The 14,613-nt window shown below is 63.6% G+C and carries 15 protein-coding genes, 2 tRNA genes and 1 pseudogene; 13 read left to right on the top strand and 5 right to left on the bottom strand.

From position 1 onward, the window contains the following. Nucleotides 1-80: 80 nt before the first annotated feature. From KIT02_RS16165 to KIT02_RS16175, 3 genes are read right to left on the bottom strand one after another with little or no spacing between them, the layout of a single operon-like run. A complete protein-coding gene (locus KIT02_RS16165; protein ID WP_297580043.1) occupies nt 81-1,280 on the bottom strand; it encodes an ABC transporter substrate-binding protein in 1,200 nt (399 codons plus the stop codon). Then, nucleotides 1,280-2,281, bottom strand: a complete 1,002-nt coding sequence (locus KIT02_RS16170; RefSeq protein WP_297580046.1) for an ABC transporter ATP-binding protein — start codon at nt 2,279-2,281, stop codon at nt 1,280-1,282. Before KIT02_RS16170 ends, KIT02_RS16165 begins: the two co-directional genes overlap by 1 nt. Continuing rightward, complete coding sequence (locus tag KIT02_RS16175) at nt 2,278-3,348, bottom strand: iron ABC transporter permease (RefSeq protein WP_297580049.1); 1,071 nt, start codon at nt 3,346-3,348, stop codon at nt 2,278-2,280. The genes KIT02_RS16170 and KIT02_RS16175 overlap by 4 nt, the downstream gene beginning before the upstream one ends. 266 nt (nt 3,349-3,614) lie before the next feature. Between KIT02_RS16175 and KIT02_RS16180 the strand changes: the two genes are divergently transcribed. Next, nucleotides 3,615-3,875 (top strand): hypothetical protein, encoded by a 261-nt coding sequence (locus KIT02_RS16180; RefSeq protein ID WP_297580052.1) that lies wholly within the window; start codon nt 3,615-3,617, stop codon nt 3,873-3,875. Here the strand turns inward: KIT02_RS16180 and KIT02_RS16185 are convergent. Together KIT02_RS16185 and KIT02_RS16190 are read right to left on the bottom strand one after the other, a co-directional pair. Continuing rightward, on the bottom strand, nt 3,841-4,995 hold the full coding sequence (locus KIT02_RS16185; RefSeq protein WP_297580055.1) for a PAN domain-containing protein: 1,155 nt from the start codon (nt 4,993-4,995) through the stop codon (nt 3,841-3,843). The two genes, KIT02_RS16180 and KIT02_RS16185, sit on opposite strands and share 35 nt — an antisense overlap. 175 nt (nt 4,996-5,170) lie before the next feature. Beyond that, a tRNA-Thr gene (locus KIT02_RS16190) sits at nt 5,171-5,245 on the bottom strand. 416 nt (nt 5,246-5,661) lie between these two features. On the opposite strand from KIT02_RS16190, the gene murA reads away from it, so the two are divergent. From murA to KIT02_RS16250, 12 genes and pseudogenes are all read left to right on the top strand, one after another. Further along, nucleotides 5,662-6,954: a UDP-N-acetylglucosamine 1-carboxyvinyltransferase gene (gene murA, locus KIT02_RS16195; RefSeq protein WP_297580058.1), complete on the top strand. Its 1,293-nt coding sequence runs from the start codon at nt 5,662-5,664 to the stop codon at nt 6,952-6,954. A 242-nt stretch (nt 6,955-7,196) separates the two neighbouring features. Beyond that, the gene (locus KIT02_RS16200; protein ID WP_297580061.1) at nt 7,197-7,631 is read left to right on the top strand and encodes a DUF2948 family protein; all 435 of its coding nucleotides are present in this window, start codon (nt 7,197-7,199) and stop codon (nt 7,629-7,631) included. Between the two features lie 8 nt (nt 7,632-7,639). Next, on the top strand, nt 7,640-8,932 hold the full coding sequence (gene hisD, locus KIT02_RS16205; RefSeq protein ID WP_297580064.1) for a histidinol dehydrogenase: 1,293 nt from the start codon (nt 7,640-7,642) through the stop codon (nt 8,930-8,932). A gap of 8 nt (nt 8,933-8,940) precedes the next feature. Next, nucleotides 8,941-9,414: pseudogene (locus tag KIT02_RS16210) on the top strand (UPF0262 family protein); the annotation flags it as partial. A gap of 57 nt (nt 9,415-9,471) precedes the next feature. Then, nucleotides 9,472-9,900, top strand: a complete 429-nt coding sequence (locus KIT02_RS16215; RefSeq protein ID WP_297585375.1) for a hypothetical protein — start codon at nt 9,472-9,474, stop codon at nt 9,898-9,900. A gap of 75 nt (nt 9,901-9,975) precedes the next feature. Then, nucleotides 9,976-10,194, top strand: a complete 219-nt coding sequence (gene infA, locus KIT02_RS16220) for a translation initiation factor IF-1 (protein WP_046103343.1) — start codon at nt 9,976-9,978, stop codon at nt 10,192-10,194. An 89-nt stretch (nt 10,195-10,283) separates the two neighbouring features. Continuing rightward, complete coding sequence (locus tag KIT02_RS16225) at nt 10,284-10,922, top strand: Maf-like protein (RefSeq protein WP_297580079.1); 639 nt, start codon at nt 10,284-10,286, stop codon at nt 10,920-10,922. Beyond that, nucleotides 10,922-11,098, top strand: a complete 177-nt coding sequence (gene yacG / locus KIT02_RS16230) for a DNA gyrase inhibitor YacG (RefSeq protein WP_297580082.1) — start codon at nt 10,922-10,924, stop codon at nt 11,096-11,098. The genes KIT02_RS16225 and yacG overlap by 1 nt, the downstream gene beginning before the upstream one ends. A gap of 108 nt (nt 11,099-11,206) precedes the next feature. Then, a tRNA-Phe gene (locus KIT02_RS16235) sits at nt 11,207-11,282 on the top strand. Between the two features lie 166 nt (nt 11,283-11,448). Further along, a complete protein-coding gene (locus KIT02_RS16240; RefSeq protein ID WP_297580088.1) occupies nt 11,449-12,393 on the top strand; it encodes a tripartite tricarboxylate transporter substrate binding protein in 945 nt (314 codons plus the stop codon). Next, nucleotides 12,390-12,893 (top strand): tripartite tricarboxylate transporter TctB family protein, encoded by a 504-nt coding sequence (locus KIT02_RS16245; RefSeq protein WP_297580093.1) that lies wholly within the window; start codon nt 12,390-12,392, stop codon nt 12,891-12,893. Before KIT02_RS16240 ends, KIT02_RS16245 begins: the two co-directional genes overlap by 4 nt. Beyond that, complete coding sequence (locus KIT02_RS16250) at nt 12,890-14,437, top strand: tripartite tricarboxylate transporter permease (protein ID WP_297580095.1); 1,548 nt, start codon at nt 12,890-12,892, stop codon at nt 14,435-14,437. Before KIT02_RS16245 ends, KIT02_RS16250 begins: the two co-directional genes overlap by 4 nt. The last annotated feature ends 176 nt before the right edge of the window (nt 14,438-14,613 follow it).

A 14,613-nucleotide genomic window follows, 5' to 3' on the forward strand; every position in this document is an offset into this window, starting at 1 on the left:
GCGCGCCTTTTAGCGAGTGCGATGCGCAAAGGGAACCCGCACCCCATATGGTGGCTGCAACCCGGCTTTGAAGCGGTGGCTCAATCGCGCGCGATCGACCGGTAAAAGACGCGCTGGTGATCGGGTACGAGCTGGGGATGGACAATGGAGATGAGGTCCATCAGCACCAGGTCCGGCCGCATATTGCCCAGTTCATAGAACTGCACGCCGCCATTGGGCCCCTTGAGCGCGTCCGGCATCCAGACCTGGCCCGCCTTGGCCGCGGGCAGGGCGGCCAGGCGCGGATCATCGGCGGCGATGTCGGCCAGCGTCTGATACTGCATGGAGGCCTGCACCCAGAACGCCGCCTGGCGGGCCGGGACGACCAGTTGTTCGAGATCGTGAATCTGGAAACTGCCGGTGCTGGCATTGTCGTCAAACACATAGGCGCCACCGGCGTCGCGGATCAGCTCTGCCATGAACGAGCGGCCACCGGCAGCGTAGAAAATACCGCCAAATGCCTGGCCACTCAGCACCTGAGGGCGCTCGTCCGCGCCGATGCCTTCGGTCAAGGCGAGGGCAGTCGCATAATTGTCGGCCACCTCGGCAAAGGCCTGGTTGGCCTTGGCCTCGGCATTGAAGAACAGGCTGAGGAACTTGACCCACTCGGCCCGGCCAAGGGGCGAGCTTTCCAGCCAGTCGGCATAGGTGACGACCGCGATGCTCGTCTGTGCGACCCGCTGCATTTCCGCTTCGCCGGCCTGGGCGACCATCACCACGTCCGGCCGCGCCGCCACGACCGCCTCGACATTGGTGATTCCCGCCGGCGCATATTCGACAACGCCCTCATCAGCGGCGCGGGCCACGATTTGTGGGGTCGCAAGATAGTCGCGCTGCGCGACGCCGGTGAGAGCCGCCACCCCATCCACCGCCACCAATGCCGGATTGAGCGACGTGCTGCCGGCAAACAGCGATCGGACCGGGATGGTGACCCGTGGCACATCGGCATAGTCCGGGCCGAGGTCCGGTGCCGGCGTGCCACATTGCACCAGAACGACCGTTTCAGCCGTGCCGCCCATATCGGCGTCGGCTACGGTCACGATCTTGTAGTTTTCGAAATAGGCGACGCTGAAATTACCGGCCTGTTCCACCGCAGCCTTGTCGGCGAAGTAATCCACGCCGGGCGCATAATCGACCGCGCAGCCCGCGGCGTCGAATTGCGGCTCTGCCGCAGCAGCCGGTGCGACCATGAGGGCGAGGGCGGCAAACCCAAGACGGGAAAGACTGTAGAAGTCGGTCACTAAACCCCCTTGGCCTTGTCAGCCTTGTTCAGAAACAGCGCCAGATCGCCGTAGCTCGTGCCCCTGGCGCGATCCGGTCCGCGCGTCGCGGTCCAGCCATATGTAGAGAGCTCGACCTGGACTTCGGCCCGGTCGGCATCGGCGATAATCTCATAACCCTGCCGCTCAAGCACGGTGCGCACCAGGTCCAGCCCCTCGGGCCCGCCGCTGACACCGGCCGGCCTCTGAGCATGATTGCGCATTCGGAACGCCCTGTCGCCGGGCGAAAAGGCAATGGCGGAACTGGAGAAAACCGCTTCGATCTGTCCGCCGGCGATCAGGTCTTCCGGTGCTCCGGCCAGAACCGTACCGGCCCCGTCGAGCAGCCAGATCGTGTCCGACAGGCGCAGCGACAGTTCCAGATCATGGCTCGACAACACCACGGCGACGCCCTTGTCGCGGGCCAGTTGCCGCAGCATGGCCATCATCTGCACCCGCGCCGAGACATCGAGAAAGGCGGCCGGCTCGTCGAGCAAAAGCACATTGGTGCTCTGCGCCAGCGCCCGCGCAATCAAAATGCGCTGCCGCTCGCCATCCGAGAGCGCATTAAAATCCCGATCGATGAGCGCCGTCGCGCCCACGGCGCCAATGGCTTCGGCAATGATCCGCCGGTCCTCACCGGTGAGCAGGCCGGCCCAGCCGGTATGGGGGTAGCGCCCCAGCTCGACCACGCTTCCCGCGGGCATCGTGCCCAATGACAACCGCTCTGTCAGCAGCACCCCGACATGGCGGGCGAGCGTGTGTGCGGACATGGCCCCCGCGTCGTGCCCGGCCAGATCGACCCGCCCGGCCAGCGGCTTCTGGCTGCCGGACAGTGTGCGCAGCAGGGTGGATTTTCCAGCGCCGTTCACGCCCAGGATCGAGACGAGTTCGCCCGGCGCCACCGCGACGTCGAGCGAGTTCAGCACCGGCCGATGGCGGTACCCCGCGACAAGGCCATGGGTTTGCAGCGCCGGCGTCATCCCGAAAACACCCCGGACCGGGCCCTGAGAATGACGAGGATAACGACGGGCGCGCCGATCAGCGCGGTGATGGCATTGAGCGGCAACACGCCGAGCTGGCCTGGCAGCAGCGCCACCAGCTGCGCCACAAGCGCCACCTGCGCCCCGAGCAGGATCGTGGCCGGCACCAAGAGGCGATGATCGGACGTGCCAAGCATGGCGCGGGCCATATGCGGCACGGCAATGCCGAGAAAACCGATCGGACCGCAGAAGGCCGTCACCGCGCCCGCCAGCAGCGACGCCGTGGCCATGGTCACGAGACGCATCCTGCCGGCGGCAAGGCCCATCGAGCGTGCATAGGTTTCGCCCAGCAGCAGGGCATTGAGTGGCTTGATGGACAAGAGAGCAATCAAAAGGCCCAGGCCGACGACCGGCGCCATTATCTGCAATTGCGTCCAGGTCACGGCGCTGAACGAGCCGAATCCCCAGGCCGCCCAGCGCTCAAGTTGCAGCGGCGAGGCGCTGGCCACCAGCACCGTGACAAAGGCCGAAATGGCATAGCCGATCATCAAGCCGAAGATGAGCACGGTCGCGGCATTGCGCAACCGCGCGGCCACGGCCAGGGTGGGGACCAGCACGGCCAGGCCCCCAAGCGTTGCGGCGCCGACCATGGCGAGGCCTCCGCCCAGGCCCATGCCGCTGGACAGGAACGCCCCGATGGCGCTGCCCGAGGCCAGCACCACCAGCGCCACGCCCAGGCTGGCGCCCGAAGTCACGCCGAGAACGAAGGGATCGGCCAGCGGATTGCGCAAAAGCGTCTGCATCTGCAGCCCCGCAACACCCAGCGCCGCGCCCGCCAGTGCAGCCGTTAGGGCGCGCGGCAGGCGGATCGAGACGATGATGTCGATATCCGGATTGGAGCCGGCCGGCCGGCCCATGAGCGCGTCGAACACAGATTGCAGCGGAATGGGGGTCGAGCCGAGGCAGATCGCCGCCACGAAAGCGGCAAGGGTCAGAACGAGAAACAGGAACAGCAACAGGATGCGCCGGCTATCGACCACGATATGCGAGCCTCCCAGGCGAGCCATGTTGCGTGACGTCTGTGGGAAAACTGGTGCTGCCGGACAGGATTGAACTGTCGGCCTCTCCCCTACTGGTCAAGATAACATGGTCCTAGTTATATGAAGTTGCAGCCTAAAGTAACTCGCGTAACTGCTGTCCTTAGAGACAATTTCCCACACCAATCACCGGTTAGCCTTATCTCATCCCATCGCGTGAGCTAAAGCTAACAGATGGTAAACCTTAACGGCTAATTAACTGACTGATGAGACTATTGCGCGACCTGGAGTGAGCCATGCGCGCAAAACTAATTGTCATCGTTGGCTGCATCATAGCCGTCTCGGCGCCACTGGTTGTCGCCGAAGACTTGCCAAACCGCTTTGCGGTAGCAGCGTTGGTCCAGAAAGATGGCGCTGGCGTCTATAAGCTGGAATGGCAAAGACGTTTGCTTGCGATCCAGCATGCCTTTGCCGCGGAGTTGATCAACGACGTCGGCATTGATTATTCGGCCACCGGCTCAATCACTCCGACAAATCCAACACCTCTACAGCACTAAAGGTCATCCAACGCTTCACGCCACTGGTGACGGTGGTGGCTGTCCGGGGTTGACCGAGGCTCCCTTTCAGCCAGCATTGTTTGGGACCGCTGGCGAACGAGAAGGCCACACACTGGTCATTGTCGACACAGGCCATCCTGCACTCGCCAGGGGAATTGGCGTTGGGCCATGGCGAGGTTGAAAGGTCCCCGCCGACATAGTCCGTGCGAGGCGACACATCCGTCGTCGGGTCTATGACACCAATACGGTAGGTTGGCGCGGTGGACATGTTGGGGGGCAGGAACACGCCTGATAGGGCGTCGGCATACCCCTCCAGACGATCCGTGCCACTTTTTAGGAAACAGTTCGGACCGCGTGTCAACGACGGGTTAGCGTTGAAAGTGAATGCGAGGCATTGCTGGTTACCGAGGCAACTCGCAGCGCAGGCGACAACATCGGCTTCTCGCGCTGAAACGATATCCTGACCATAGAAATCCAGGCCCTTATAGAGCGCCAGACGCAGCGCACCGCTCTCCGTGGTCGAAGCGGGCGGTTGCGCATGTGTCGGCTCCGGCGAGGTTGGCGCAATCAAATTTACCAGTTCCGCGTATTCGGCTTTTCCTCGAAGCCCCTTTCCAACTCGATTGATTTCGAGCGTGTCGAGTTCTGACTGGGTGAAGACGTACATGTCTTCACTCGGGGTCCTGAACATCCGTGTGAACACTTCAGTGGGGGTGTCGAAACGGGTCAACACTTCAAGAATATCTGAGACAGTTGATTGAACACCTGACGGGTCGGGGGCCTCCGACCACATCTGATGAACCCCGAGCTCACCCTCCGCCAATCGCTCATTTCCAGCAAAGAAAATGAATGAGCAAGCGGAGAAGCAACGCGCGCCTGAAGGAACGACAGTGCTTAGGCCTCGCGCATGTATGTCATCGGCAATGATTAGTGCGCTAGCGACTAATCCGCCGTCGCTCGACAGCACGATGACCTTGGCATCTGGTCGGATCGCTAGCGCTCTGCGGAATTCAAGGGGCGTACTAACCCCGATTTCACCATCCAAGAGTATCGCCGACCGGTTGCTATCCGACACAACGAAGGCACCGATGCGCTCATCCGCCAATGCAGGCGTCAACATGCATAGCATGCAAAGTAGAAGCAGAGGTATGTACGGCATGACGACCCCCAAAACCTGCGAAATAGAAGCAGTAGAATGCGGATGCCGCAACTGGCGATTGCGTCCATGCTGTCGACGAGCCTGTAAGGCTTTGTCGATGCACAACGCAACCGGGCCAACCATTCTGTGGGAAAACTGGTGCTGCCGGACAGGATTGAACTGTCGGCCTCTCCCTTACCAAGGGAGTGCTCTACCACTGAGCTACGGCAGCAAATTGGGTGCGATGCGCCCGGGCGGCGCGGCAACGGAGGCTCCTTTGCCATAGTGCCTCCCTCGACGCAAGGCCAAAAACAGCCTATCAAGCGCCCATCGACTCGATAGGCCGGACGGCAATGGGCAAATCGGAACAGGCAGCTTTGCGTGAGCAAAGATTAGCCGCAAAGCTTCGCGAAAACCTCAAGCGCCGCAAGGAGCAGATGAGGTCGCGTGCCGTTCCGCGCGATTCTGCTGCCGAAACGGCCCCCGGAACGGACACGGACAAGAAACCGTAAACCATTTCCGGGCGATTCTATCGTCGTCACCCTTTCGCAGAGTGCGGCTGGTCTGGCTTACGTGGCACCGAAGACCTCGCCTACCTCCCCAATTCAGGTAGAAGGGCCAATGGGCCCCTATTGAGGAACGCCTTTTATGGATCGTATTCGTCTTGTCGGCGGCAATGAGCTTCGTGGTGAAATCCCGATCTCCGGCGCCAAGAATGCCGCTTTGCCCCTGATGATCGCCGCCCTTTTGACCGAAGAGCCGCTGGTGCTGACCAATGTACCGCGCCTGGCCGACGTCAAGCAGCTCGAGCGGATTCTCGAAAACCACGGCGTCGATATCGCCGTGCATGGCCGCCGGCGCGGCGAGGAAGAGGGCGTCGGCCAGCGCATGACCTTCCACGCCGCCGATATCGTGGACACCACCGCGCCCTATGAACTGGTCTCCAAGATGCGCGCCAGCTTCTGGGTCATCGGGCCCCTGCTGGCCCGCTGCCATGAAGCCCGGGTCTCGCTGCCTGGCGGCTGCGCCATCGGCACAAGGCCCGTCGATCTCTTCCTTCATGGCCTCAAGGCACTCGGCGCCGAAATCGACATCGACGAGGGCTATGTTGTCGCCCGCGCCCCCAAGGGCGGCCTCATCGGCGCGCATATCAACTTTCCAAAAGTGTCCGTTGGCGCCACCCATACCATCCTCATGGCCGCGACCCTGGCCCGGGGCACCACTGTGATCGAGAATGCGGCGCAGGAGCCCGAGATCACCAATGTCGCCGAATGCCTCGTTGCCATGGGCGCGAAAATTTCCGGCATCGGTACGCGCACGCTGACCATCGAAGGCGTCGAGCGCCTGCATGGCGCCACCGTCGAGGTGATCCCCGACCGCATCGAAACCGGCACCTTTGCCATGGCTGCGGCCATGACCGGCGGCGACGTGCTGCTCAAGGGCGCCCGGCCGGACCACCTGCAGGCGGCGCTCGATATCCTGGCCTCGACGGGGACGGAACTCTCGCAGGAAGCCAATGGCCTGCGCGTGCGCCGCAACGGCAATGGCATCCAGCCTGTCGATGTGGAAACCGATCCGTTCCCCGGCTTCCCAACGGATCTGCAGGCCCAGTTCATGGCGCTGATGACCATGAGCTCGGGCACCAGCCATATCCGCGAGACCATTTTCGAGAACCGCTATATGCATGTGGCCGAGCTGGCCCGCTTTGGTGCCGACATCATGGTCGATGGGCAATTGGCCACCATTCGCGGCAAATCCCAGCTCAAGGGAGCCCAGGTCATGGCCACCGATCTGCGGGCCTCGGTCTCGCTGGTCATTGCCGGTCTCGCCGCCAAGGGCGAAACCGTGGTCAACCGCATCTATCACCTCGATCGCGGTTTCGAGCGGCTGGAGGAAAAGCTCTCCCGCTGTGGCGCCGAGATTGAACGCGTAGCCGGTTGATCCCGAGAAGCCCTGTCGTGCCACGACCTCGTGGTTCGACAAGCTCCCCATGAGGTCTGCCATGCGCTCAGTGTGTCAGCAGACCTCATCCTGAGCCTGTCGACGGAAGAGGTCGTGGCCCGATCCGCGCCGGGACGGCCGCCGATACTTTCGCACGTCCGCATTGCCCCCATGGCCGCAAACTTGTAGATCGGGACGGGCGTGACCAGATACGGTGACCTCCACCCCAAAAGGGCCATTCCATGACCGATCTCAAGCTCATCGCGCTTGATCCCGAAGACCTCGAAGTTGTCTCCGCCCATGTGCAGGATGCGGTGATCCGCACGGCCGACATGGGTTATGCCCGTGCCGACCGGCGCTTTGCCATGCTGATGAACCGGTTCGACTGGTCCAGGGACGGCAACCCGCGCGACAAGGGCCTGCGCAAGCGGGCCGCGCTGCATTTCGATGGCGTGAGCCATGTGGCGTTTTCCGGCTTCGATCCGGCCGCGCCCGAAGGCGTGCTGTCTCTGCTTGCAGTCAATTTCCAGCTCGCCGACGCGCCCTCGGGTACTGTGGAGCTGCGTTTTGCCGGCGGCGGCACCATCCGGCTCACTGTCGATTATCTCGAAGCCCGGCTTGCCGACCTCGGCGCGGCCTGGGCCGCTTCGGCCAAGCCGGCCCACGATCTGGACTGAACTCGCCCATGCCTTTTCGCCTCGATACGACCGACCCCGATTTCGAACAGCGCTTTTCCGACCTGCTCGGCGGCAAGCGTGAAGCCAGCAAGGATGTGGGCGACACCGTTGCCGGCATCATTGCCGACGTGCGCGCCCGGGGCGACGTGGCCGTTGCCGAACTTACCAATGGCTTTGACCGCGCCGGTGTCACCGCCGACACGCTGGCTTTCGACCGCGCCGAGATTGCCGCTGCCGCTGCCAGCGTCCCCGGGGCGATCCGCAGCGCCTTGCAGACGGCGCATGACCGCATCAAGTCGCACCACGAAAAGCAGAAGCCTGAGGATCACGTCTATACCGATGACCTTGGGGTAACGCTGGGCTCGCGCTGGACCGCGGTCGATGCCGTCGGCATCTACGTGCCGGGCGGGCTGGCCTCCTATCCGTCATCGGTGCTGATGAATGCCGTGCCGGCCCGGGTTGCCGGCGTCAGGCGCATCGCCATGGTCGTGCCGACGCCCAATGGCGAGATCAATCCGGCCATTCTGGCCGCGGCGGAGATTGCCGGCATTACCGAAATCTACCGGATCGGCGGGGCCCAGGCCGTGGCCGCGCTGGCCTATGGCACCGCGAGCATTGCGCGCGTGGACAAGGTCGTCGGACCCGGCAATGCCTATGTGGCCGCCGCCAAGCGGCAGGTGTTCGGCCAGGTTGGCATCGACATGATCGCCGGGCCGTCCGAAGTGCTGGTAATCGCCGATCAGTCGGCCAATCCCGCCTGGATCGCCGCCGATCTTATCGCTCAGGCCGAACACGGGGCAGGGGCCCAGTCTATCCTCGTCACCACCGAACCGCGTCTTGCCGATGCTGTCGAGGCCGAGGTCGACCGCCAACTCTCGCTTCTGCCCAAGCAGGCCATTGCCCGCGAGGGTTGGGACGAGTTCGGAGCGGTGATCACCGTGGCCGACCTCGACCAGGCGGCCGGGCTGGCCAATCGTATCGCCTCCGAGCACGTGGAACTGGCGCTCGACGATCCGCAGGCGCTGCTGCCCGCCATCCGCCATGCCGGTGCGATCTTTCTCGGGCATCACACGCCCGAAGCCATCGGCGACTATGTGGGCGGTTCCAACCATGTGCTGCCGACGGCCCGCTCGGCCCGCTTCGCCTCGGGCCTGGGTGTGCTCGACTTCATGAAGCGCACCTCGCTTCTGGGCTGCACGCCCTCATCGCTGGCGGCATTGGCTGACCCCGCGGTGACCATTGCCGGTGTCGAAGGGCTCGATGGCCACGGCCGCTCGATTTCCATCAGGCTCAACCGGTGAGCCTGGCCATGGGAACGGACAAACCGGCTGCCGGCAAAGACAGGCTGGTCACCGTTACGCTCGATCCCAATACCATCACCTCGATCAATCCCGACGAGGTGCACGAATGGCGCATCGCCATCTATGACCTGCTCGAGGACAATACGTTCAAGCCGGCCAGGGTCAGCGTCGAGGGCCCCTATGCCCTGCACATTTCCATCATCGGCAATTACATCCTCCTCGATGTGCGCAATCCGGAAACCTTCCAGCCCATCGCCGCGCACTACCTGTCGCTGACCCCGTTCCGCCGGCTCATCCGCGATTATTTCCGCATTCGCGACGCCTATTACGAAGCCATCCGCTCGGCCCAGCCGTTCCAGATCGAAACCGTCGACATGGCCCGGCGCGGCATGCACAACGATGCTGCCGAACTGCTGCGCACGCGCCTCGACAACAAGATCGTCCTCGATCTCAATACCGCCCGGCGGCTGTTCACCCTCATCTGCGCTGTCCAGCCCTATGCCAGCCGCATCGACGAGGCGACCAGCGAATTGCCCACTGTGCTGTTCGTCTGCTCGATGAATTCGGTGCGCTCGCCGATTGCCGCCGCGCTGGCCCGCCAGGCCTTTCCCGGCCGGATCATCGCCCGCTCGGTGGGCGTCAATGGCGGCAAGGCCGACCAGTTCGTGCATGAAGTCATGGAAGAGGTCGGCATTGATATGAGCGTGCATACGCCCCATATCCTGGACGAACTGGTCGCCAACCATTTCGATCTCGTCATTACCCTGTCCGAGGATGCGCCCGATGCCGTGCGCAAGAAGGATCTGGAAATGGGCGCCCTCGAACAATGGACGGTCGAGGATCCCTCGCTGGTCGAGGGTAGCCGCGACGTGGTTCTCAATGCCTATCGCGACCTCAGGGACAGCCTGCGCAAGCGCGTGCGGACGCGTTTGGAGCCTTTGATCGCAAGTGGTTCACAAAACCAATGAATTGAAGTAGGTTCCGCCCGATTTTGCGGCCCCGGCCAGCCAACAATGGCGCATGGGGCCTTCTCAGGAGAAAGTATGGCCAAGGAAGAAGTGCTCGAATTTCCGGGCGTGGTCACCGAATTGCTTCCCAACGCGACCTTCCGCGTGAAGCTCGAAAATGACCATGAGATCATCGCCCACACAGCCGGCCGCATGCGCAAGAACCGCATCCGCGTTCTGGCTGGCGACAAGGTCTTGTGCGAAATGACCCCCTATGACCTGACCAAGGGTCGCATCACCTATCGCTTCAAGTGAGGTTTGGCGAAGCGGTCCGCTGGACCGTTTTGCGCGACAAACGCCCGCAGCCATGCGCAGGGCCGTTCCCTTTTTACGGAGCACGATGAATGGCCGGCCGTCCTGATCTCATCCTGGCCTCCGCTTCGCCGCGCCGCCTTGCGCTGCTGAACCAGATCGGCATCGAGCCCGAACATCTGGTGCCGGCCGATGTCGATGAAACCCCCGAAAAGGGCGAGCTGCCGCGCAAGCTGGCGCAGCGCCTTTCCGAGCTCAAGGCCATCACGGCCCGCCACAAGGCCAGCACGGCCGGTTTCGGCAACAATGCGCTGGTGCTCGCCGCCGACACGGTGGTTGCCGTGGGGCGCCGGGTGCTGCCCAAGGCCGAGACCATGGAAGAGGCGACCGACTGCCTGCGCATGCTTTCGGGCCGCGCCCACCGGGTCTATACCGGGCTGACGCTCATCACCCCGTCCGGGGCCAAGCGCCACCGCCTGGTGGAAACACGCATCCGCTTCAAGCGGCTCTCCAACAAGGAGATGGAGGCCTATCTCGCCAGCGCCGAATGGCGCGACAAGGCGGGTGGCTACGCCATCCAGGGCATTGCCGGCGCCTTCGTGGTCAAGCTTGTCGGCTCCTATTCTGCCGTTGTCGGCCTGCCTCTGCTCGAAACCACCCAGCTCCTCGCCGGCGAAAACTATCCCGTGCACTTCAACTGGCTCAATCAGTCGAGCCTGTCGGGCGTCTGATGGCCGCCGAGCCGCCGAAAAAGTGCCCGATCTGCGGCAAGCCTGCCCTCGAGGCCTTCAAGCCCTTCTGCTCGAAGCGCTGCGCCGATATCGATCTCAACCGCTGGCTCTCGGGCACCTATGTCATCCCCGCCCGGGACGACGAACCCGCCGCCGATGACGAGGATCAGGCCTGAGCGCCGCCCCGGCCATCTCTTTATCCACACGGCGTTTTCGCGCTTGCGCGGCAAAAACCGTTCCCCTATAAGGCCCGTGGCTCGCGGCCCCACCGCACCGGCCCTGATGCCCAGATAGCTCAGTTGGTAGAGCAGCGGATTGAAAATCCGCGTGTCGCTGGTTCGATTCCGGCTCTGGGCACCACTCATTTCCTCCATTTCCAGCTTCGATCAGTGCCGACCGCCTTTGCGTGCCCGATTGCACCAAAGTCGAAGCGGGCCTAACCTCGGCTGACAGGACAGTGACAGAAACCAAGCCTAAGCTTGCTGTTACGGACGCAACGTCGTTCGCCTTGTTTCTGGGAGGAACTATGAACAAGCTTTTCGTCGCCGCGCTGGTTTCCGGCGCATTTTCCGTTTCCGCCTTTGCTGCGGATTACACCATCATGGCTCCGGCATCGCCCGGCGGCGGCTGGGACCAGACAGCCCGCACCATGCAGGAAGCTTTCACCGCTGAAGGCATTTCCGGCAATGTGCAGGTGACCAATGTTCCCGGCGCCGGTGGCACGATCGGCCTTGCCCAGTTCGCCACGCAGGACAATGGCAATGCCAATGCCCTGATCGTGGGTGGCTATGTGATGGTAGGCGCCATTCTCACCAACGCATCTCCGGTGACCCTCGACAACGTCACCCCCATCGCCCGCCTCACCGGTGAAGCGGTGGCGCTGGTCGTGCCGGCCGCCTCCGACATCCAGTCGGTTGACGATCTGGTCGCCAAGCTCAAGGCCGATCCGGGCGCTGTTGCCTGGGCTGGCGGTTCCGCCGGTGGTGTCGACCACATTGCTGCCGGCCTGATCGCCAAGGCTGTCGGGGTCGATCCGACCCAGGTCAACTACATCGCCTATTCGGGCGGTGGCGAGGCGCTTGCCGCCATCCTCGGCGGTCAGGTGACCGTTGGCCTGTCGGGCGTCAGCGAATTTGCCAGCCAGATCGAAGCGGGCGAGCTGCGCCTGCTGGCAGTTTCCACCGACACCCGCGTGCCGGGCTTCGACGCCCCGACCCTGATGGAAGCCGGTGTCGATGTGGCCGTGCAGAACTGGCGCATGGTTGCCGCCGCTCCCGGCATCACCGATGAGCAGAAGGCCGCCATCACCGCCGACGTCAAGGCCATGGCCGAGTCCGCCACCTGGCAGGCTGCGCTTGAAAGCCGTGGTTGGGTCGATACCTATCTCGACGGCGATGCCTTCGCGACCCAGCTCGATGCCGACAAGGCCGCTACCGAGGCCATTCTGAAAGATATCGGCCTCGTTCAATGACAAATGGCTCCTCCACGCCAGAGCGCCGCCCCGATGGGGCGGCGCTTGTCATAGCGGCCATACTGGCGGGGCTCGCAATCATCATTTTCTGGCAGACCAGCCAGATGCGCGTGCCGCCGGTGCAGCAGCGCGTCGGCCCCACGGTCTTCCCCTATGTCGTGGCGAGCGGGCTGCTGCTCTTGGCAATCGGCACGGTTGTGTCGGCCCTGCGCAATGGCTTTCCCGTGCGTAGCCGCGATGACTACCAGCCCATTTTCTGGATCGTCGGCGGCCTCGTGGCGCAGATCCTGCTCCTGTCCACGGCCGGCTTTTCCATAGCCACCGGCGTGCTTTTTGCCCTGACGGCAAGGGGCTTTGGTCGCGGTCCGCTCTGGCAGACCATTCCCATCGGCGTCGTCTTTTCCTTCATCGTCTGGTTCATCTTCGCCAAGGGGCTGCAATTGTCCCTGCCGGCCGGACCGCTCGAAAACCTGCTGACCACCGGGAGCTTCGGCGGATGAATACGTTCGAACTCCTGGCCCAGGGCCTGCTTGCCGCCCTGCAATGGCACAATCTCATCTATGCGCTGATCGGCGTGACCCTGGGCACTGCGGTCGGCGTGCTGCCCGGCATCGGCCCGGCGCTGACCGTGGCCCTGCTGCTGCCAGTGACCTACAAGCTCGATCCGGCCGGCTCGCTGATCATGTTTGCCGGCATCTATTATGGCGGCATGTATGGCGGCTCGACCACCTCCATCCTGCTCAACACGCCGGGCGAAAGCGCTTCCATCGTCACCGCGCTCGAGGGCAACAAGATGGCCCGGAAGGGCAGGGGCGGACCGGCTTTGGCCACCGCGGCCATCGGCTCATTCGTCGCCGGGCTCCTGGCAACGCTTGGTCTCGCCTTCATCGCGCCTTTCGTGGTCAAGTTCGCCCTGTCCTTCGGGCCATGGGATTATTTCGCGCTGATGGTGCTGGCCTTTGTCACCGTCTCCGCCGCTTTTGGCGACTCTGCCCTGCGCGGGCTGACCGCGCTGTTCATCGGCCTGGGCCTGGGGCTCATCGGCATCGACCTGCAGACCGGGCAGACGCGCCTGGCCTTCGGGGTCATGGACCTGCTCGACGGCATCGAGGTCACTACTCTCGCCGTTGCCCTGTTCGCCATCGGCGAAACGCTCAAGACCGCCTCGGATCGTGAACAGGTCGCGGCCCAGGTCATGGCGGTCAAAGGCTCGGTGTGGATGACCATCGACGACTGGCGCCGCTCATGGGCCGCCTGGCTGCGTGGTACCTTCATCGGCTTCCCCATCGGCGCCATGCCGGCCGGCGGCGCCGACGTGGCCAGCTTCCTCAGCTATAGCGCCGAAAAGAGCTTTTCCAAGAAGCCGGAAGAGTTCGGCCACGGCGCCATCGAAGGTGTCGCCGGCCCCGAAGCGGCCAATAACGCGTCCGCCGCCGGTACGTTGGTGCCCCTGCTGACGCTGGGCCTGCCGACGACGGCGACGGCGGCGATCATGCTTGCCGGCTTCCAGCAATTCGGCCTGCAACCCGGCCCGCTGCTATTCGCCAACAATGCGCCTTTGGTCTGGGCCCTGATCGCCAGCCTGCTCGTTGCCAATCTGATGCTGCTGGTGCTCAACCTGCCGCTCATCGGCCTCTGGGTGAAGCTGCTGACCATCCCCAAGCATTGGCTCTATGCCGGCATCCTCGTCTTCGCCACCCTCGGCACGCTGGGGGCCAATGGCGCCATGTCCATGGGCATCGGCCCGGTGCGCATTTCCTTCGAACTGGTCCTGCTTCTTGTGTTCGGCATCCTGGGCTATCTGCTGCGCCGCTTTGGCTACCCCATTGCGCCCGTCGTGGTCGGGCTGATCCTTGGTCCCATGGCCGAACAACAATTGCGCCGGGCACTGGCGATCAGCCAGGGCGAACTGGGCATTCTGGTGTCCTCGCCCATTTCCATCGTGCTCTACATCGTCGCCATCATCGCTGTCGGCCTGCCGCTGTTCCTGCGCATGCGCGGCAAGGGCCAGGTTCTGAACCAGTTGGCCTCAGACGAGGACTGATCGCCGCGCTGCACTGCAGAATGACAAAGGGCCCCCGGAGATCGACTCCGGGGCCCTTTTTGGCAGATAAGGAAAAGCCCGGTTGCCGTGGAGGGAATCCGGCAACCGGGCTTCTCGGGTCGGCATCATCTTCAGGCGCGCGGCCGAGGGAGGGGCGGCCGTGCTGCCGTCAGCAG

Source organism: Devosia sp. (assembly GCF_025809055.1).
GTDB lineage: Bacteria > Pseudomonadota > Alphaproteobacteria > Rhizobiales > Devosiaceae > Devosia.